Below are 18,005 nucleotides of genomic sequence, written 5' to 3'. Positions count from 1 at the left end.
GTCCACGCCCTACGACCATAGGTATTGCGATGCGATCGAAAGTCCTTCCTCTCCTCAGCCTGGTGACGGCGGTTGGGCTCCTGCGTCCCGAGCCCGCCGCCGCGATCCCGGTCTTTGCCAGGAAATACAAAGTCAGCTGCGCGCTCTGCCACAACCCGATTCCGAAGCTCACGGCATTTGGCGAGCAGTTTGCCGCCAACGGGTTCCGGTTTGCCTCGAACGAAGCGCCCCGCGACACCATCAATACCGGCGACCCGCTGCTCCAGCTCGCCAATCAGTTTCCGCTCGCGATGCGGCTCGAGGCCTACGCCCAGTCGTACTCGGGTGGCCGAGCGGCCACGGACTTCCAGACCCCGTACGGCCTCAAGATCCTGTCGTCGGGCACCATCTCGAAGAAACTCTCCTACTACTTCTACACCTTCTTGGCCGAACGAGGTGAGATCGGAGGGGTGGAGGACGCCTTTCTCCAGGTCAACGACATCGGCGGGAAGCCGATCGACCTCGTGGTCGGGCAGTTTCAGGTGTCCGACCCGCTCTTCAAACGCGAGCTCCGGCTGGAGTTCGAGGACTACGCGGTGTATCGGGCCCGGCTCGGTGATTCGCCGGTCGACCTGACGTACGATCGCGGCATCGTGGCCACTGCCGATGTCGCTGGATTCGGGTTGACCGGGCAACTCCTGAACGGCAACGGCGCGGGAGGGGCAGAGAGCAATCGGCGGTTCGATCAGGATCCCTTCAAGAGCGTCTTCTTCCATATCAGTCGTGATTTTGGCGAGAATCTCCATCTGGGTACCTTCGGATACACCGGCAAGACCGAAAGCGGTGGCGTCGGAAGCCGGACCAGGATGTTCGGCATCGATGCGACGATCGGTGGCAAGACCTTCGAGCTGAATGGCCAGTACATTCATCGCTCCGAGACGCGCCCGACGTTCACGGCCAACGAGCTGGAGGCCGTCCTCGACGGCGGGTTCGCCGAGTTGATCGTCCGGCCGCCGAAATCGCGCTGGTATGGGTTTGGGCTCTACAATCTCGTGTCCGCCGACCGGCCGCTGCTCAACGTCCGTCTCGGTGGCCCCACCGGCGTCAACCGGTACGAAACGATGTCCGCCGGATTCGGCCGGGCCGAGCAGCGGAACTTCCGGTGGACCCTCGAGGCCACCTACGACGTCAAACAGGAGACGCTCCGATGGGGCTTGGGATTTGTCACCGCTTTGTGAGCCAACTACTTCTTGCCGGCGCCCTCGTTGGGGCGCCGGTCGTCGTACCGGTGGCAGCCGGAGTTTCCGGAGTGGTATTTCTCGATCGGAACGGTGACGGCCGCCGGAGCCCAGGCGAACCCGGGATCGCCGGGGTGGCCGTATCCGATCAGGCCGACGTGGTGGTGAGTGCCGCCGATGGGTCGTTTCGAATTGGGGGCACCGACGGATTCGGTTTCGTGTTCGTCAGCACCCCCACTGGGTACCAGGCCGTCGGGTCATTCTGGAAGCGGGTACCCGCCGGCGGGGCGGCTCCGATCGACTTTCCGCTCCGGAAGGTGCCCGTCCCGGGCGAATTCCTCTTCGTCCACGCCTCCGACACTCATGTCAGCGCCGAAAGCCAACCCCGGACCGCCCGGCTTCGCGCTTTGGTTGACTCGATCAAGCCGGCGTTTTCAGTCATTACGGGCGACCTGGTCCGGGACGCCCTTCGGGTACCGGAGGCCGAGGCCACGGGCTACTACGAGTTGTTCGAGGCCGAGGCGGCCAGGTTTCCGGGCCCGCTCTACACGGTGCCGGGCAACCACGAGATCTTCGGAATCGAGCGGGACAAGTCCCACGCCACCATCGACCACCCCCGCTACGGCCGGGCCATGTATCGGCACTATCGGGGGCCCGACTATTACTCGTTCAACTATGGCGGGATCCATTTCGTCGGACTCAACAGCGTCGATATCGAGGATCAGTCCTATTACGGCCACGTCGATAGTGTCCAAGCCGGATGGCTGGTGCGGGACTTAGCCGTGGTTCCGGCCGCGACCCCGGTCGTGACATTTAACCACATTCCATTCTTCACCGCGGTCGAAACGGTCAACGGCTTTATGGACGGGCCTCCCGCCCCAACCGCGATCTCGGTTCGGGGTAAGGTCGCGTTCCGGCACACGGTCTCGAATGCGGGTGCGATCATCGCCTCGATCAAGGGTCACCCGTTTCCGTTGGCCCTCGGCGGACACATGCATGTCCGGGAGCAACTCAAATACGAAGGCGTCCCGACTCGGTTCTATCAGACGGCGGCGGTGGTCGGTCCAAGCCACCGGGCGGATCTCTCGTTTCCGTCCGGCTTCGTCGTCTATCGGATCCGGGCGGGGCAAATCGATGACGGACGCTTCGTCCCGCTTGGCCCTGATCGCTGATCCTGAGCACGGCCCGCGGGCTAGTTCCGCGCCAACATCCGAATCAGGCGCGATACCTTATAGGCGACCAGGGCGTCAGCGGCCCGATACCTCACGGTCGATCCGCTGACCCGCTCCATGCCGGGCACGAACATCACGGCATCGGCGTCGGACGCCAAGCCCAACTCGACCTCGAGGGTAATCGGCGCCGTAAACGACACCGGCTTCATCTCCGCCCGCCGGGCCAGGGCCGTCTTGACCCCGGCGGTGATCCGCTCCCGGGCAACGGCGGGGTGCAGGGTCTTGGCTGCCGTAAACCCGATCCCCTCCTTCACCGCGAGCGCCTCCACGCCGGGAAAGAACTTCCTGGCCTCCTCGGCGAACACCTTGTCGCCGGAGACGAACGCCACCGGCACCCGGTAGTAGCCAGCCACCATGCCGGCCGTGCCGTATTCACCGACTTCGCGGCCGTTGATCAGGACGTGCCGCAGGGCGTGACTATACGTGTGACCCATCACCGCATCGACCTGGTTGGCATGACCGTGGTATCCGATCAGGATGACCGCGTCGAAGGTTCCATCGAGCCCCTCGACCATCCCCATCGGTTTGGGACTTCCCGAAATCAGGGTGGCTCGGCGGTCGAGCAGGTCGGCCCGGAGATTGGTGTGGCTCCCGTGTCCGTCGTTGACCACGACCTCGGTGGCGCCGGCCTCGAACGCCCCGGCGATGGCGGCGTTGGTTTCTGCCAGCATCAGCGGGCGGGCCCACTCATAGTCCGTGCCGCCGGCCTGGGCATTGGATACGACCCCGGCAATGCCCTCCATATCGACCGAGATGTAGATCTTGAGTTTCTGCTGGGCGCTCGCCGGGGTTGCGGCAAGGGCCAGGAGGAGCAGGGCGGCACGAAGACGAACGGGCATGGGCTGGAAACTCCGATCGGGGTCAGGAATGTGAGCGGGGTGGCAGGTCAATGTAGCTGCCGTCGACGACGGCCTCGGCTTCGATCTCGACTCGGTACTCCGGTCCGATCAATTCGGCTCGGACCAGGGTGTTGGCGGGCAGGATTCCGGCAAACCGCTCGCCGTGGGCCCGGGCTACCGGCTCCCAATCAGCGAGGTCGCGAACGAAGATCCGGGTCCGGACTACCTGGTCCAGGCGACCGCCGAGCGACTGAAGGGCGCCTTCAATCTTGTCGACGACCGCGTGGGTTTGGGCGGCCGGGTCGTCGCCGCCGATGAGCCGGTCGCCGTGAGTGGCGGTGGTACCGCTCACCAGGATTCGGTTGCCGATCCGGATGGCTCGGGAGTAACCGGCCAAGGATTCCCAACTGGTGCCGGATTGAGCGAGCGTCTTGCCGCCGGTGCCCGGCCGCACGGGGTAGGGTGAGGGGAACGCGCTGACATGATGACTGAGATCGCCGGAGGCAGTCAGATATGGCGGTTTCCGGTACTCGTCGCCTGAGTCGCCGGGGATCGGGGTCAACTCGCCGAGGCTCGCCTGGAGTTCGGCCCGATCGGCCTCGGTGAAATGAACGTCAAAGACGCGAAGGTTGTCAGCCAAGTGACTCGACTGACCGAGGCGAGCGCCGATGATGACGGCCCCAACGCCCGGGTGATCGAGAATGAAGCGCGTGGCCACGTTGGCCATAGACACCTGGTGACGACCGGCAATCCGATGCACCACCGCCAGCACCTGCTGGAGCGACTCCCACCCGCCGGCCTCCGTGACGAACCGCCCGTACTTCATCTCCGACCACGTGGCCCCAGGATCGGTGGCTGGGGCCGGTTTGCCGAGCCAGCGTTCGGTCAAATAGCCGCCGGCCACCGTTCCGTAGCAGAGCAGCTTGACGCCGGTCGCCGCGCAGAGGGCCGTCATCGCCCGGGCCGGACGCTGGTCGAGCAACGAAAAGCAGACCTGATTCGACACCACCGGAATTCCCGATGCCACCACCATCCGTAGATGAGCCGTGTCGAAATTCGTGAGGCCCAGGTGCCGGATAAGGCCCGCGTGGCGGAGTTCGTCGAGCCAGAACAGCCGATCGAGCCAGCTCGGGTCAGCGTAGTTCCAGGCGTGGAACTGGAGCAGGTCGAGGGCCGGCATCGCCATCCGCTCGAGCGCCCGCTCGACGGCCTCCCGGACCTCCGCGCGGCTGCCGGCGGCGGGGGTCGGGACCCACTTGGTGAACAATTCGACCGGGCGCGTGGTCCGACTCCGGAACCGCCCGGCCACGATCTCAGCCGACCCGTAGTGATCCGCCATGTCGAAGCTGGTCAGGCCGGCCTCGGCATAAGGCGCCATCGATTCCGCCACGGCCTCGAGGTCGAGGACCCGGCCGTCCCGCTCCATGTCCGCAATCTGCCAGAGGCCGGTGACGACTCGCGATGCTTCCAAGCCGACCCCGAGCCGGCACCGTTCAACCTCGGTCATGTCAGGCGGGGAGGAACGTGAAGATCAGGACGCCAAGCACGAACCAAATCGCGGCATAGGCAAACTGGTAGCCGATGAAACGACGGAAGTCGATCCGGGCCATTCCGGCCCCGATTGCGGCCCAGAACGGAGTGATCAGGTTGCCCATTTGGTCGCCGATCCCGACGGCCAGGAGGCCGCGTTGGACCGAGACGCCGACCGCGTCCGCGGCGGTGGCGGTCACGAAGCCTTGGATGGCCCATTGGCCTCCGCTCGACGGCACGAAGGTCGCAACGATGGTGGACGCGAGGGTGGTGAGAAACGGGAACGTGTATCGCGTTGCAATCGCGGCAAACGCCCCCGCAAACTCGGTGCCCACGGTGGTAAACTGAATCAGGCCCGCCACCCCGCCGTAGAGATGGTACATCACTACGATGGGCCAACACGAGAGAATGGCCGTCTGGAGCGCGGTGGTGAAGTTCTTGACGGTGCGATGGACGAGCAACGCCAGTATCAAGAGGACGGTGTTGAGCGAGTTGAGATCGAGACCCAGGCCTTTGACCGCAAAATGGTAATAGACCCAGGCCGCGAGCGCCGCGCAGAGTACCAATAGCGGGACCGAGCTCCGCTCGACTCGGTCCGAGAGGCTCGGGGCAACCGCCCTCATGTCGATCGGTTCCGCTGCGGCCACGGCGATCGGGTCGGCGAGTTGGTAGGCGTCCGGGAATTGCGACAGCGGCTCGGGCCGGCTCGGGTTGAGCCACCGGGCCGCAACAATCACGGCCACGAAAAACACCGCGATGAAGACTAAAGTTGCCGGGGCCCACAGCGTCGTCGAGAGCGGCATCAACCCGGTGTGCTTTTCGAGAAAATGACCTGGCGTGTTCATCAAAAGGGCAGGCGTCGACGAGAGGCCGAACTGCCAAATCGAGCCGGCGGCGGTCGTGGTCGCCAAGAGGAACGGGAAGTCGATCGAGATCCCCTTCTGCTCGGCCTCACGGGCAAAATAGATGGCCACCAGGGGACCGAGCGCCATGGCCAAGCCCCAGTAGAGATAGGCCAGGCAGGCCACCACGAAACAGGCCAGCGAGACGACGCCGCCCCGGGTGGTCGGGATTCGGGACAACCGGGCCACGATCCGACGGAAGATCGGGGCAGCCCCAAGCGTCGAGCTTAAGACCAGGATCAGCGTCATCTGCATGGTAAACGGCACCATCATCCAGAGGCCGCGGTAAAACGCGTCCATCACAGTGGCGCCCGAATTACCGATGGCCAACGCCGCCAGCGCAAGCAGGACCAGCATCGCGACGGCGGTGGACATGGCGTCCGGGATGATTCGGCCGATGATATGGGAAAATCGGGTCAGCCGGTCGACAGGCGCCGGGGTAGCGTCAGCCATTGAGCCTTGGTGGTGGGGTTGGGTTAAACTACCGCCCGGATCGTGGTTGCTCCAGTCCCGTGCCTAGTCGCTCAGTCCCCAAAGGGAGATTTCTTGGCCCGCGGCTTCGGGATCGGGGCCGAGTCGAGCAGCGTCTGCAGCTCCTCCCGGCTCAACTCGAATGGGTCCTTCTCGTACCCCGGCGAGGGCGCGTTTCGTGACCGGTGCGGATTCCCGCCGAACGGGGCCAAGTCCCAGTCGGATCGGGTCCGGGGTCGCACTTCCCACTCGTGTCCGTCCCGATCGACGAATTTCCGAAACGCCATTGAAAACCTCCTAGTAGCGCCAGCTCAGCGTGTCTGCATGTGGTGGGCCGTTTTTCCGGATCTGGTCGATGATCCGGGGGATGAACATTTGGTGGTAGCGGAGCCGCGAATAGGCGTTGGAACGGGCCTGGTCACCGTTCCAGCAGTGCTCGGCGCGATCGCCGTAGTCGACGACCGCGTCGGCCGCGGGGGTGGCCGTCTTGAGAAAGTCTTCGACCAGGTAGACGGCGTTGTTGAGATAGTAGTTGTCCATGTCCCCGACATAGATGTGGAGCTTGCCCTTGAGCTTGGGGCCGAGAGTCTTCCAATCCCGCCGCAGGATGTGGGAGAGGTCATAGTTTTCCTTCCAATACTCGGCAACCGACTGATCGATCCGGCCGGTCACCTTGTCGTAGATCGGCTTGGGGTACCCATCGGGTCCGGCCGGGGAAAACACCGACTGCCAGACATCCCATTGCCCTCCGCTTCGGCCCTTGGTGGCAATGGCCAATTCGTGGTAGTTCCCGTCCTGGACGGTGGCGTCGACGTGGCCGAGGTAGTTGCGGTGTCCGGGCCGGAGGGTCCGCTTCCACTTGGAGTCGGGCCAGTAAGCGTTCGACTCCCGATAGAGATCGATGTTGGTAAACTGGCGAAAGTCGATCGGGTCGGGGCAGGCAACAAAAGCCCCGTTGAATTCGTCCGGATAGAACATCTGCACCGCCATGGCTTCCCAGCCGCCGGTCGAACCGCCGTAGGTAATCCTGGCGTAGCCCTGGCCGATGCCCCGGTACTTGCGTTCGATGTGCGGAATCAGCTCCCGCATGATCGCGTCGCCGTAGGGGCCGTTGTTGGCGGAGTTGACCGCGTACGAATCGTCGTAGTACGGCGTCGGATGCTGGATCTCGACCAGCAGGGCTCGGGGAAAGCTGGGCCCGGTCCAATCCTGGTAGAACTGATGGGCCAGGGTTTGCTGAATCCGGTTATAGCCCGCCAAGCTGAACCGGGCGCTATAGTCCGGCTTGAGGTTCGGGTCAGGCGGCTCCGGGCGGAACCCCCCGAACTGAGCTGGAAAATGCCCATGGCTCACCACCAGGGGATACCGCGCCTCCGGATGCCGATCGAACCCAGCCGGAAGCAACACCCACGCCGCCAAGAACGTCGGCGTCCCCCAAAACTCCGTCAGGAGCCGGCTCTGAATCCTCTCGTACCGGATGTACTCCGACGTGACCGGCGCCTCCGCCGTCGGCACCACCTCAGTCAGCTCCAGCCGAGTGCCGAGCGCCGAGCCCCGAGTGCCGAGCCCACCAATCTCCACCCACCGCGGAACACTAAAAAGATTCCCCGGCTTGGTGTTCCACTGCTGCCCCTCGCCTTGGTCCGGTGGGAGCTTGACCGTGTGTCCGTCACTCCGACGATAGGTCTGGTACCGGTTGAGTACCGCCTGGACCCGGTAGCGCCCCGGGGGTACGTCGGTGAGGCTCCGGAGCGGGTAGCCCCAGGCCTTGGCGTCGACCGTGACGGTTTGCCCGGGCTTCATGCCGTCGACGTCGATCCCGAACACCAGTTGGGTCGTCAGACCGTCCGCGATCTGAAATCGGGGTTCCGCGGTCGAGTCGGCCGAGAGAAGGAGGAGGACCCGCCCGTCCTGAGGCGTGGCAGACCGGCTAACGGGGAACGAGACCGAAAAACGGGGCGGGGTCTGGGCGGGCAAGGGGAGTGCGCTTGCCAGACTCGCTGCGGATGCCAAGACGAGGGCTGTTTTCATCCCGTAAGATGCCGCCGCCGGGGCGCCTTGTCAGGGGGCGTCCCTAGCCGACCAAACTCTTCAGCACGAACATCACGTTGGCCGGCCGCTCCGCCAGGCGCCGCATATACCATTTGAACCAGGCGTGGCCGTAGCTGATCAGGACTTTCACCGCCTCGCCTTGGGCCACGAAGTCGCGTTGCGCGGCGGTCTGGATCCCGTACAGCATGTGGATCTCGTACTGCCCTGGCTTGACCCCCCGTTCCTTGGCGGACGCGACGATTCGCTGCAACAGGGTGATGTCATGGGTACCGAATACGGCCAACCCGCCATACGTCTTGACGCCTTCCAGCATCTTGAGCGAAAGATCGTAGAAGGCCCAATCGTTATCGCGCTTGACGGGGAAAGCGATTGCCGCCGGCTCGGCGTACGCCCCTTTGACCAGCCGAATCCACGGCTTGAGCGGCAGGAGACCTTCGATGTCCTTCGGGGTCCGAAACAAGTACGACTGGATAGCCAGGCCGACCGGCTCGTACTTGGCCTTCAGTTCCCGGTAGAGGCCCAGGGTCCGGTCGACGTAGGTCGAGTCCTCCATGTCGATCCAGAGTGACGACCCGGTGCTGACGGCTTTGGCTGCGAGCGTATCCAAGTATTTCAGGCACTTGTCGGCGCTCAAGTCGAGTCCCAATTGGGTTGGCTTGATCGAGATCCAAGTCGTGAGCTTGCGGGCCGCCAGTTGGTCGAACACGTCGAGGTAGTGGTCCCGCACCGCGTCGGCGTCCGCCTGCTTCGTCAATCCTTCCCCCAGCCGAGTGAACAACGATCCCATCCCCTGGCCCTGGAGCGTTGCGGCGGCGCCGATCGCGTCCGCCAGTTCCTCGCCGGGCATGAACCTTCGAATGGCCCGCCGGGAGAACGAGCGGCGCGACATCTGACCGGCCAGCCACTGGCTCTCGGCGGCCCGAAGAATGAGGGACCTGGCAATCGACATGATGAACCTTGCGCGGCAGGTGGATTCCAGGTCTGAATATAACCGCCGCCGCGTCGGTCGCCTCGGACGAACGGAGGGGCCGGGTGGGGTTCCGGTTTGGCCTTATATTGTAGGATGTTCCCGTACAAGGACGACAATCCGACCCTGGCCACGCCGGTCGTCACCTTCCTGCTGATCGGGCTCAACATCGCGGCCTGGGTGTTTCTCCAGGGCCTCGGGACCGAACCGCAGTTGTCGGCGTCGGTCTGCGAACTGGGTCTGATTCCCGGCGCGGTGCTCGGCAACCTGGCCCCGGGTACCCCGGTGCCGGGCGCCGGGGCGATTGGCTGCGAAACGGTGGCCGCCAATTGGCTCACCGTCCTCACCTCGATGTTCCTTCATGGCGGCTGGCTTCACCTGCTCGGCAATCTGTGGTTTCTCTGGGTCTTCGGAAACAACGTCGAAGACTCGATGGGCAAACTCCGGTTCCTGCTGTTCTATGTGGCCACCGGGGTCGCGGCGGCGGCCGCTCAATCGGCGGTCAACCCGAGCAGCGCGATTCCGATGGTCGGGGCGTCCGGCGCGATCAGTGGGGTCATGGGCGCCTACATCATTCTCTACCCCAAGGTCCGGGTCCATATGGTGGTGTTCCTGGGGATCTTCATCACCCGGATTGCGGTCCCGGCTGTCGCGATGCTCGGCTACTGGTTCTTGCTCCAACTCGTCGGCGGCATTCCAACGCTCCAGGCGGAATCCGGAGGGGTGGCCTTTTGGGCTCACGCCGGTGGGTTCGTGGCCGGTATGGTGTTCGTCCTGATGTTCCGGAACCCTGATCTGATTGCGGCCCGCGTGGCCCATCGGATGCCGTGATAACCACCGTGAGCATGCCGCTGCCCCGCAATCCCGGCCTGGCGCTCGATCTCGATTGGGTCCGGGAGGTCCGGATCAACCGGAGTGCCGTCGAGCGGCGGGCCGACACCCTGACCAAGCGCCGGACGGTCAAGAAAGAATGGCAACTCGGGTGGCTGCTCCGGGCGGTCACCCTCATGGACCTGACGACCCTCTCGGGTGACGACACCGTACGGCGGGTTGAGCGGCTCTGCGCCAAGGCCCGCCGACCGGTCCGGGATGACCTGCTCGAAGCGCTGGGCTTCGCCGATCGCCCGATTCAGGTGGCGGCCGTCTGCGTGTATCACGTCTTCGTCGAGGCCGCCGTCCGGGCCCTCGAAGGGAGCGGGATTCCGGTGGCGGCCGTCTCCGCCGGATTTCCAGCCGGGCTCTCGCCGTTTGCCCAGCGGGTCGACGAGATTCGGGCGTCGGTCGCGGCCGGCGCCGCGGAAATCGACATCGTCATCACCCGGGCCCACGTCTTGGGCGGCAACTGGCTGGCATTGTACGACGAGGTTCGGGCCTTCCGGGCCGCCTGCGGCGACGCTCATCTCAAGACGATTCTGGCCACCGGTGAACTCGGCACCCTGCGCGATGTCTACCGGGCCAGCCTGGTCTGCATGATGGCCGGCGCCGATTTCATCAAGACGTCGACTGGCAAAGAAACCGCCAATGCCACCTTGTCGTTCGGGTTGGTGATGTCGCGGGCCATTCGAGCGTACCAGGAACGCACCGGCCACACCGTTGGATTCAAGCCCGCCGGAGGGATCCGGAAGGCCAAGGAATCCCTCGACTGGTTGGCGCTGATCAAAGAAGAGCTCGGCGACCGCTATCTCCGGCCCGATTTGTTCCGGTTCGGCGCCAGCGGGCTCCTGACCGACATCGAACGCCAACTCGAATTCCACCTGACCGGGCGATACTCCGCCGCTCACCGTCACCCGCTCCCCTAGCCAGCGCCGAGACTCCTGTGTCGAGAACCGTTCGCGATGCCTTCGATTCGATGGCTTGGGGCCCGGCCCCTGAGTCTCCCGCCCTGGCGAATGCCTGGCTCGACCGGTTCGGCCGCCGGTTCGGTCATTTCATCGGGGGCAACTTCACCGCCCCCGGTGCGGACACCTTGGTCACGGTGAATCCGGCCACCGGCGCCCGGTTGGCGGAGGTGTCGCAGGGCACCCCAGCCGACGTCGACCTGGCCGTGGCCGCGGCGCGGGCGGCGGCACCCGGTTGGGTCGCGATTGGGGGCCACCGGCGGGCTACTCATCTCTATGCGATGGCCCGGCAGGTCCAGAAACACAGCCGGCTCCTGGCCGTACTCGAGAGCCTCGACAACGGGAAGCCGATCCGGGAATCCCGGGATATCGATATTCCCCTTGTGGCGCGGCACTTCTATCACCATGCCGGATGGGCCGAACTGATGGAGACTGAGCTCCCGGGCTATGGGCCGGTCGGGGTCGTCGGGCAGATTATTCCGTGGAACTTCCCGCTCCTGATGCTGGCCTGGAAGATTGCGCCCGCGCTTGCCATGGGAAATACGGTCGTCCTTAAACCGGCCGAGTACACGCCGCTGACGGCGCTGCTGTTCGGGGAGATTTGCGCCGGAGCCGGGCTCCCGCCGGGCGTCGTTAATATTGTCACCGGCGATGGCCGCACCGGTGAGGCGCTCGTCAACCACTCCGACGTCGACAAGATTGCCTTCACTGGCTCCACCGAGGTGGGCCGGACCATCCGGATCGCCACCGCGGGCAGCGGCAAGAAGCTCTCGCTCGAATTGGGAGGGAAATCGCCGTTTATCGTGTTTGACGACGCCGACCTCGACAGTGTCGTCGAGGGCGTGGTCGACGCGATCTGGTTCAATCAGGGCCAGGTCTGCTGTGCCGGTTCCCGGATTCTGGTCCAGGAGCCGGTGGCCGACCTACTCTATGCCAAGCTCCGGGCTCGGATGGAAACGCTCCGGGTCGGTGATTCGCTCGACAAGGCCGTCGACATCGGCGCGATCGTCGCCCCGGTCCAGTTGGAACGGATCCGTTCCCTAGTGGCCCAAGGTGTTGCCGAAGGCGCCACGCTCTGGCAACCGAGTTGGGAGTGTCCGTCGGACGGTCTCTACTATCCTCCCTCGATGTTGACCGAGGTGGCGCCGGCATCCACCGTGGCTCAAGTGGAGATCTTTGGCCCGGTGGTCGTAGCCATGACTTTTCGGACGCCCGCCGAAGCCGTCGAACTTGCCAACAACACCCGGTTCGGCCTGGCCGCGAGCATTTGGACCGAAAACGTCAATACCGCGCTCGACATCGCCCCCCAAGTCAAAGCCGGCACAGTATGGATCAACTGCACCAACGTCTTCGACGCCGCCAGCGGCTTCGGCGGCTACCGGGAAAGCGGCTTCGGCCGGGAAGGCGGCCGCGAAGGCCTTTTTGAGTACGTGACTCGGCACTCGGCACTCGGCACTCGGCACTCGGCCGCGTTGCTGGGCGCCGAGCGCCGAGTGCCGAGTGCCGAGTGCCGAACCTACAAGCTCTATATCGGGGGTAAACAGGTTCGGCCGGACTCGGGGTATATGATGGCGGTGGCGGGGGGGGAGGTTGGGTTGGGGAATCGAAAGGACCTCCGGAACGCGGTGGAGGCGGCGCAGGCGGCGGCCCGGGGGTGGGGGCGTAGTACGGCGCATCTGCGGGCTCAGATCCTCTACTACATCGGGGAGAATCTGGGGGTCCGGGCGAATGAATTCGCCGGCGGGCTGGTCCGGACCGCGGGTCTGACGGAGGCGGCGGCCCACGTCGAGGTGGCGGCGGCGGTGCGGCGGGTGGGTCGGGCCGCGGCGTGGGCCGACAAGTACGACGGACGAGTTCACGCCACGCCGATGCGGGCGGTGACGCTGGCCATGCCGGAGCCGTTAGGCGTCGTTGGGATCGTGGCGCCGCCGTCGCCGTCGTTGCTCGGGTTTCTGTCCACCGTGCTGCCGGCTGTGGCCATGGGGAATACCGTCGTGGTGGTGCCGTCGGAAGACGTCCCGCTGGCGGCCCTCGAGTGCTCGCAGGTCTTCGACACCTCGGACCTGCCGGCCGGGGTCATCAACATCGTGACCGGCCGGGTCCAGGAACTGGCTCCGGTGCTCGCTGGGCATGACGACGTCGACGGGATGTGGTATTTCGGCACCGAGGCCATGAGTGGGGAAGTCGAGCGGCTCTCGGCCGGGAACATGAAGCGGACCTGGGTCGACTACGGCCGGGCCCGCGATTGGTTCGATGACGCCGAGGGCGCCGGTGAGGAGTTTCTCCGCGAGGCCACCCAAGTCAAGAACATCTGGGTTCCCTACGGGGTCTGATCCGGTGAGGTGAGGGCAATCACCACACTCCGGCCCAGGACGCCTTCGAGCACATCGGCCTTGCGGGACGCGCCCCACACCTCGAGCGAGAGATCCGCGCCGGCCTTCTTGGGCCCGACCCTGATCGTAAGCTGCTCCTTGGTGAGCCGGGTGGAGATGTGGTCGACCATCGCGGCATGGCCCCGGTCGAGGCCGTCGGCCACCCGAAGGATTCCCGAGAGCCGCCGGACCGTCTCCTGGTCGGCCTCCGAGAGCCGGATGAACTCGGCATGCTTCCGGCTCGGTCCCTTCTTGCGGTGGTACCGGCTGATCAAGGCCACCAGGGTTCGCTCCCGCGAGCCGAGGCTGAGCCGGTCGGCATGCAGGATCAATTGGTAACTGTGCTTGTGGTGGCTTCGGTAGCTGACCACCTGGCCCACGTCGTGGAGCAGAGTGGCCGCTTCGAGGAGGGCCCGCTCGGCGGGTGGCGCCCGGAGTACATGATGGAGCCGGTCGAACAGAGCCAAGGCCAAGACTCGGACCTGCTCCACATGGCGCTTGTCGCCCTGGCAGCGGTCCACGAACTCGCGCATGGCCCGGAGCGGATCGACGGCCAAGGCTCGTTCGTCACCAACCATTTCGAGGAGGAGGCCTTCCCGGAGCCCGTAGGCGCTGACCCTGAGCGACGGCGCCTCGATCAGGTCGAGGAGCTCCGCAGTGACGCCGAGGCCGGCCAGGATGATGTCGGCGCGCTGAGGGTTGAGGCCGGGCACGGCGCCTCGCTCCTCGGATGTCTTGGTCTGCAGCCACTCCAGCATTTGTTCGACCTCGGCGGTGGTGACGGTCTCGCCATGCACCGCCTCCCCGATGTCGAAGCCGCGCCGCCCGCGCACCATCCGGGCCAAGTTGGTGAAGGTCCCGCCCGAGCCGATCATGGTGGCGTTGATCCACTCGCGCCGGGCCAGGGCCTTCCGGAGCCGCTTCCGGACCCAGCGCCTGAGGTCACCGACTTCCTTCTGGATTGACCGGTCGCCGACGATCCACATTTCCGTCAGTCGCACGGCCCCAAGGGGCAGCGAGGAGGTGATCTCGACCAGCCCGTTCACGGCGCCGACCATCTCGAGGCTGCCCCCGCCGATGTCGGCGATCAGGGCCCGTTTGTTGTTGAGCTGGAAATGATGGGCCACCGACCGATACGACAGGTTGGCCTCGACATCACCGGTCACGACCTCGAGGGTGATGCCGGTCTCACGCTTGACCCGTTTCACGAACTCGCGGCCGTTGCCGGCTTCCCGCACCGCCGACGTGGCCACGGCCCGGATCCGGCTGACCTGGCGACGGTCGGCGACTTCCTTCATCCGCTTGATCACGGCGACCGCGCGCTCCATCGCGAGCTGGTCGAGGTTGCCGGTGGCGGCAATCCCCATGGCGAGCCGCGGCTGGTCTTTGACTTCGTCGATGATCCGAAGGCCGCTCGAGGGGTCGTACTCCGCCACTGACAGCCGAATCGAGTTCGAGCCGACGTCGATGGCGGCGATGCGCTCGGGAACCGGGGGAGAAAGGGGGTGGCTCGCGGCCGTCACTGGGCTCCGAAATCCTCGGCGTGATGCTTGATCGACTTGCCTTCCACCAAGAAGACTACATCCTCCCCGACGTTCGTCGCCAGGTCCGCGATTCGCTCGAGGTTCCGGGACACGAGGAGAAGCTCGAGTCCGGACCCGATCGAGTGGGGATCCTCCATCATGTGGGTGAGGAGGATCCGGAACATCGACCGGTTCAGGGCGTCGACCTTATCGTCCCGGAGGCAAATTGCCCGGCCCGCATTCGCATCGTCCCGGACAAAGGCTTCAAGTGCGTCCGACAACATCTCGCGGGCCAACCGGGCCATCTCGAGGATCTCCGGCTCGGGCGTGATCGGCCGGTGCTTGGCTAGGCGATCGGCCGATTGCGCGATGTTGACGGCGTGATCGCCGACCCGCTCGAGGTCGTTGGCGATTTTGATCCCGGCCACGAGGAGCCGGAGGTCCTTGGCCATCGGTTGCTGGAGCGCCAGCAGGCTCAGGCATTGCTCCTCGACCTCGACCTCCATCAGGTCGATGACCCGGTCGCCCTTGATGACCCGCTCGGCCTTCTCGGCGCTCCGTTCGAGCAGGGCCTCGACGGCGAGTTGGACCGCCGCCTCCGCCTCGCTGGACATCGTGAGCAGCCGGACCTTGACTTGGCTCAACTCGTCGTGAAAATGCCGCTGGCCTCCGCTGGTCATCCAAACCTCCCGGTGATATAGGCTTCCGTCCGCTCGTGCTTCGGCGCGGTGAAGATCTGATTGGTCGCGCCGTACTCGATCAATCGGCCGGCGTCGAAGAATCCAGTCATTGCCGAGACTCGGGCCGCTTGCTGCATGTTGTGCGTCACGATGACAATAGTGTACTGTTGCTTCAACTCGAAAATCAATTCCTCGATCCGCTGCGTGGCGATCGGATCGAGGGCCGAGCAGGGCTCATCCATGAGCAGGATGTCGGGCCGGTTACCCAGGGCGCGGGCAATGCAGAGTCGCTGTTGCTGGCCCCCGGATAGCCCCGTGGCCGGCTGGTTGAGCCGGTCCTTGACCTCGTCCCACAGGGCGGCCTGCCGCAAGCACTGTTCCACGACCTCGGAAAGTTCACTTTTGGGGACTAACGCATTGAGTCGGGGCCCATAGGCGACGTTCTCGAAGATCGTCTTCGGAAACGGATTCGGCCGTTGAAACACCATCCCGATCCGGCGCCGCAAGCTGACGAGATCCGTCGATCGGTCGAAGATCGAGACCCCTTCGATCTCGATCCGGCCCTCATACCGCGCCCCCGGCACGAGGTCATTCATCCGATTGATCGACCGCAAGAAGGTCGATTTGCCGCACCCCGACGGCCCAATGATCGCCGTCACCGCCCGCCGGTCGAGCCCAAACGAAATATCAAATAGCGCCTGACTGGCTCCGTAGTAGAACGAAAACCCCACCGCCTCGAGTGCCGAGTGCCGAGCGCCGAGTGCCGAGGTCGTCATCCGAACCGCCCCGTGACATAGGCCTCGGTTCGCGGATTCGTCGGCGTGGTAAACATCTGCTTCGTCGCTCCGGTCTCGATCATGTCGCCCAGGTAGAAGAACGTCGTGGTGTCCGATGACCGGGCCGCCTGCTGCATGTTGTGGGTTACGAGGATGATCGTAAAATGCGCCTTGAGCCCGAAGAGCAGTTCTTCGATCCGTTGGGTCCCTTGGGGGTCGAGCGAGGCGGTCGGCTCGTCGAGGAGGACGACCTCCGGCTCGGGTGCGATGGTCCGCGCGATGCAAAGCCGCTGCTGCTGGCCCCCCGAGAGCGCCATGGCGCTGGCCTGGAGCCGGTCTTTGACTTCGTCCCAGAGTGCCGCCTGTCGGAGCGCCCGCTCCACGATCTCGTCGAGGCGGGCCCGCGCCGGTTGGTCCCCGACCTTCAGCCCCGCAGCCACGTTCTGGTAGATCGACATTGTCGGAAAGGGCGTCGGCCGTTGAAACACCATCCCGACCCGCCGCCGCAACTGGGTCAGGCTGACTTGTTTGCTGTAGACATCATCCCCGTCGAGCAACACCCGCCCCGTCACGTGGCCTCCCGCCACTTCGTGGAGCCGGTTGATCGTGCGCAAGAAAGTCGACTTCCCACACCCCGACGGCCCAATGAGGGCGTGGACCCGGTTGGTCTCAAACCCGATCGAGACGTCCTTCACCGCCGCCAACGTCCCGTAGTACGCCGTCAGCCCCACGGTCCGTACCCGCACCAGCGCCTCCCCGCCGAGCGTCGAGTGCCGAGTGCCAAGTGCCGAGCTCTCATCCATGGCGCTGCCTCGTCGCCAACCGGGCCAGGATACTGAGCACCAGCACCACCAAGATCAGGACCAATGCCGTGGCCCAGGCAATCCGGTGCCAATCGTCATATGGTCCGGTGGCGTAGGTAAACACCGTCAGCGGGAGCGCTGCGATTGGTTGCGACAAATCGCGGCTCATGAACTGGCTGCCCAGTGCCGTGAAGAGCAGGGGGGCAGTCTCGCCGGCCACCCGGGCAACCGCGAGCAGGCTTCCGGTGACGATCCCCGGGAGGCAGGTCCGAACCACAATCGACAGGCTGGTCCGCCACCGGGGATAGCCGAGTGCCAGGGCCGCCTCCCGGAGGGAGTGCGGGACCAGTTTGATCATCTCCTCAGTGGTTCGGAGCACCATCGGGATCATGATGATGGCCATCGCGACGCTCCCGGCAAACCCCGAGAAGTGCTTTACTCGGGCGACGATCAAGGTCCAGACGAACACTCCGACGACGATGGACGGGGTTCCGTTCATCACATCGGCCACAAACCGGGCCGTCGTGGCAAGCTTGGTCTTCGGATACTCGGCCGAGTAGATCCCGGCGCCGATTCCGATCGGGAGGCCGATCAAGCCGGCCATCCCGACCATCATCAGGGTGCCGACGATCGCATGGGCTACTCCGCCGCCCGTCTCACCGGCCGGGGCCGGTGTCTGGGTAAAGAAGTCGAGATTGAGGCTCCCGGCGCCTCTGATGATGAGGGTGCCGAGAATCATCACCAGCGGGGTGACCGCGACCAAGACGGCCGCCATCAACAGGCCGACCATGATCCGGCTCTTC

16 protein-coding genes are annotated in these 18,005 nt (G+C 65.0%); 5 read left to right on the top strand and 11 right to left on the bottom strand.

Annotated features, from left to right (window positions below):
- Positions 1–29: 29 nt before the first annotated feature.
- Positions 30–1,217, top strand: a complete 1,188-nt coding sequence (locus EXR94_01045; GenBank protein MSR01315.1) for a hypothetical protein — start codon at positions 30–32, stop codon at positions 1,215–1,217.
- Positions 1,187–2,389 carry a hypothetical protein gene (locus tag EXR94_01040; GenBank protein ID MSR01314.1) on the top strand — a complete coding sequence of 401 codons (1,203 nt, stop codon included), beginning with the start codon at positions 1,187–1,189 and terminating at the stop codon, positions 2,387–2,389. The genes EXR94_01045 and EXR94_01040 overlap by 31 nt, the downstream gene beginning before the upstream one ends.
- 20 nt (positions 2,390–2,409) lie before the next feature.
- Here the strand turns inward: EXR94_01040 and EXR94_01035 are convergent, their stop codons facing one another.
- From EXR94_01035 to EXR94_01010, 6 genes are all read right to left on the bottom strand, one after another.
- Positions 2,410–3,288: a hypothetical protein gene (locus EXR94_01035; GenBank protein ID MSR01313.1), complete on the bottom strand. Its 879-nt coding sequence runs from the start codon at positions 3,286–3,288 to the stop codon at positions 2,410–2,412.
- Positions 3,289–3,310: 22 nt separating this feature from the next.
- Positions 3,311–4,795 (bottom strand): aldo/keto reductase, encoded by a 1,485-nt coding sequence (locus EXR94_01030; GenBank protein ID MSR01312.1) that lies wholly within the window; start codon positions 4,793–4,795, stop codon positions 3,311–3,313.
- A 1-nt stretch (position 4,796) separates the two neighbouring features.
- Positions 4,797–6,173 carry a short-chain fatty acid transporter gene (locus EXR94_01025; protein MSR01311.1) on the bottom strand — a complete coding sequence of 459 codons (1,377 nt, stop codon included), beginning with the start codon at positions 6,171–6,173 and terminating at the stop codon, positions 4,797–4,799.
- Positions 6,174–6,244: 71 nt separating this feature from the next.
- On the bottom strand, positions 6,245–6,478 hold the full coding sequence (locus EXR94_01020; GenBank protein ID MSR01310.1) for a hypothetical protein: 234 nt from the start codon (positions 6,476–6,478) through the stop codon (positions 6,245–6,247).
- A gap of 10 nt (positions 6,479–6,488) precedes the next feature.
- A complete protein-coding gene (locus tag EXR94_01015; GenBank protein ID MSR01309.1) occupies positions 6,489–8,222 on the bottom strand; it encodes a hypothetical protein in 1,734 nt (577 codons plus the stop codon).
- A 43-nt stretch (positions 8,223–8,265) separates the two neighbouring features.
- Positions 8,266–9,192, bottom strand: a complete 927-nt coding sequence (locus EXR94_01010; protein ID MSR01308.1) for a proline dehydrogenase — start codon at positions 9,190–9,192, stop codon at positions 8,266–8,268.
- A 114-nt stretch (positions 9,193–9,306) separates the two neighbouring features.
- On the opposite strand from EXR94_01010, the gene EXR94_01005 reads away from it, so the two are divergent.
- The 3 genes from EXR94_01005 to EXR94_00995 are packed head-to-tail and all read left to right on the top strand — an operon-like array spanning position 9,307 to position 13,381.
- Positions 9,307–10,041, top strand: a complete 735-nt coding sequence (locus tag EXR94_01005) for a rhomboid family intramembrane serine protease (GenBank protein ID MSR01307.1) — start codon at positions 9,307–9,309, stop codon at positions 10,039–10,041.
- A 14-nt stretch (positions 10,042–10,055) separates the two neighbouring features.
- The gene (gene deoC, locus EXR94_01000) at positions 10,056–11,009 is read left to right on the top strand and encodes a deoxyribose-phosphate aldolase (protein MSR01306.1); all 954 of its coding nucleotides are present in this window, start codon (positions 10,056–10,058) and stop codon (positions 11,007–11,009) included.
- Between the two features lie 50 nt (positions 11,010–11,059).
- A complete protein-coding gene (locus EXR94_00995) occupies positions 11,060–13,381 on the top strand; it encodes an aldehyde dehydrogenase family protein (protein MSR01305.1) in 2,322 nt (773 codons plus the stop codon).
- On the opposite strand, the gene EXR94_00990 is transcribed toward EXR94_00995, so the two are convergent.
- From EXR94_00990 to pstA, 5 genes are read right to left on the bottom strand one after another with little or no spacing between them, the layout of a single operon-like run.
- Positions 13,369–14,943 carry a Ppx/GppA family phosphatase gene (locus EXR94_00990; protein ID MSR01304.1) on the bottom strand — a complete coding sequence of 525 codons (1,575 nt, stop codon included), beginning with the start codon at positions 14,941–14,943 and terminating at the stop codon, positions 13,369–13,371. The genes EXR94_00995 and EXR94_00990 overlap by 13 nt on opposite strands.
- Positions 14,940–15,623 (bottom strand): phosphate signaling complex protein PhoU, encoded by a 684-nt coding sequence (gene phoU / locus EXR94_00985; GenBank protein MSR01303.1) that lies wholly within the window; start codon positions 15,621–15,623, stop codon positions 14,940–14,942. Before phoU ends, EXR94_00990 begins: the two co-directional genes overlap by 4 nt.
- Entirely contained in the window at positions 15,620–16,399 is a 780-nt protein-coding gene (gene pstB / locus EXR94_00980) for a phosphate ABC transporter ATP-binding protein (protein ID MSR01302.1), read from the bottom strand. Before pstB (EXR94_00980) ends, phoU begins: the two co-directional genes overlap by 4 nt.
- Complete coding sequence (pstB, locus tag EXR94_00975; GenBank protein ID MSR01301.1) at positions 16,396–17,202, bottom strand: phosphate ABC transporter ATP-binding protein; 807 nt, start codon at positions 17,200–17,202, stop codon at positions 16,396–16,398. Before pstB (EXR94_00975) ends, pstB (EXR94_00980) begins: the two co-directional genes overlap by 4 nt.
- Entirely contained in the window at positions 17,195–17,992 is a 798-nt protein-coding gene (gene pstA / locus EXR94_00970) for a phosphate ABC transporter permease PstA (protein ID MSR01300.1), read from the bottom strand. Before pstA ends, pstB (EXR94_00975) begins: the two co-directional genes overlap by 8 nt.
- Positions 17,993–18,005: the final 13 nt, after the last annotated feature.

The sequence above is a fragment of the Gemmatimonadota bacterium genome (assembly GCA_009692115.1).
Classification (GTDB): Bacteria; Gemmatimonadota; Gemmatimonadetes; order Gemmatimonadales; family GWC2-71-9; genus SHZU01.
Note: the sequence above shows the minus strand (reverse complement) of the source record. Positions and strands in the feature narration are given on the sequence as shown.

What these genes read in the sequence shown, in the direction of transcription:
- EXR94_01045 (MSR01315.1), top strand. Translation starts at nt 30, where the DNA reads ATGCGATCGAAAGTCCTTCCTCTCCTCAGCCTGGTGACGGCGGTTGGG.
- EXR94_01040 (MSR01314.1), top strand. Translation starts at nt 1,187, where the DNA reads ATGGGGCTTGGGATTTGTCACCGCTTTGTGAGCCAACTACTTCTTGCC.
- EXR94_01035 (MSR01313.1), bottom strand. Translation starts at nt 3,288, where the DNA reads ATGCCCGTTCGTCTTCGTGCCGCCCTGCTCCTCCTGGCCCTTGCCGCA.
- EXR94_01030 (MSR01312.1), bottom strand. Translation starts at nt 4,795, where the DNA reads ATGACCGAGGTTGAACGGTGCCGGCTCGGGGTCGGCTTGGAAGCATCG.
- EXR94_01025 (MSR01311.1), bottom strand. Translation starts at nt 6,173, where the DNA reads ATGGCTGACGCTACCCCGGCGCCTGTCGACCGGCTGACCCGATTTTCC.
- EXR94_01020 (MSR01310.1), bottom strand. Translation starts at nt 6,478, where the DNA reads ATGGCGTTTCGGAAATTCGTCGATCGGGACGGACACGAGTGGGAAGTG.
- EXR94_01015 (MSR01309.1), bottom strand. Translation starts at nt 8,222, where the DNA reads ATGAAAACAGCCCTCGTCTTGGCATCCGCAGCGAGTCTGGCAAGCGCA.
- EXR94_01010 (MSR01308.1), bottom strand. Translation starts at nt 9,192, where the DNA reads ATGTCGATTGCCAGGTCCCTCATTCTTCGGGCCGCCGAGAGCCAGTGG.
- EXR94_01005 (MSR01307.1), top strand. Translation starts at nt 9,307, where the DNA reads ATGTTCCCGTACAAGGACGACAATCCGACCCTGGCCACGCCGGTCGTC.
- deoC (MSR01306.1), top strand. Translation starts at nt 10,056, where the DNA reads ATGCCGCTGCCCCGCAATCCCGGCCTGGCGCTCGATCTCGATTGGGTC.
- EXR94_00995 (MSR01305.1), top strand. Translation starts at nt 11,060, where the DNA reads ATGGCTTGGGGCCCGGCCCCTGAGTCTCCCGCCCTGGCGAATGCCTGG.
- phoU (MSR01303.1), bottom strand. Translation starts at nt 15,623, where the DNA reads ATGACCAGCGGAGGCCAGCGGCATTTTCACGACGAGTTGAGCCAAGTC.
- pstB (MSR01302.1), bottom strand. Translation starts at nt 16,399, where the DNA reads ATGACGACCTCGGCACTCGGCGCTCGGCACTCGGCACTCGAGGCGGTG.
- pstB (MSR01301.1), bottom strand. Translation starts at nt 17,202, where the DNA reads ATGGATGAGAGCTCGGCACTTGGCACTCGGCACTCGACGCTCGGCGGG.
- pstA (MSR01300.1), bottom strand. Translation starts at nt 17,992, where the DNA reads ATGGTCGGCCTGTTGATGGCGGCCGTCTTGGTCGCGGTCACCCCGCTG.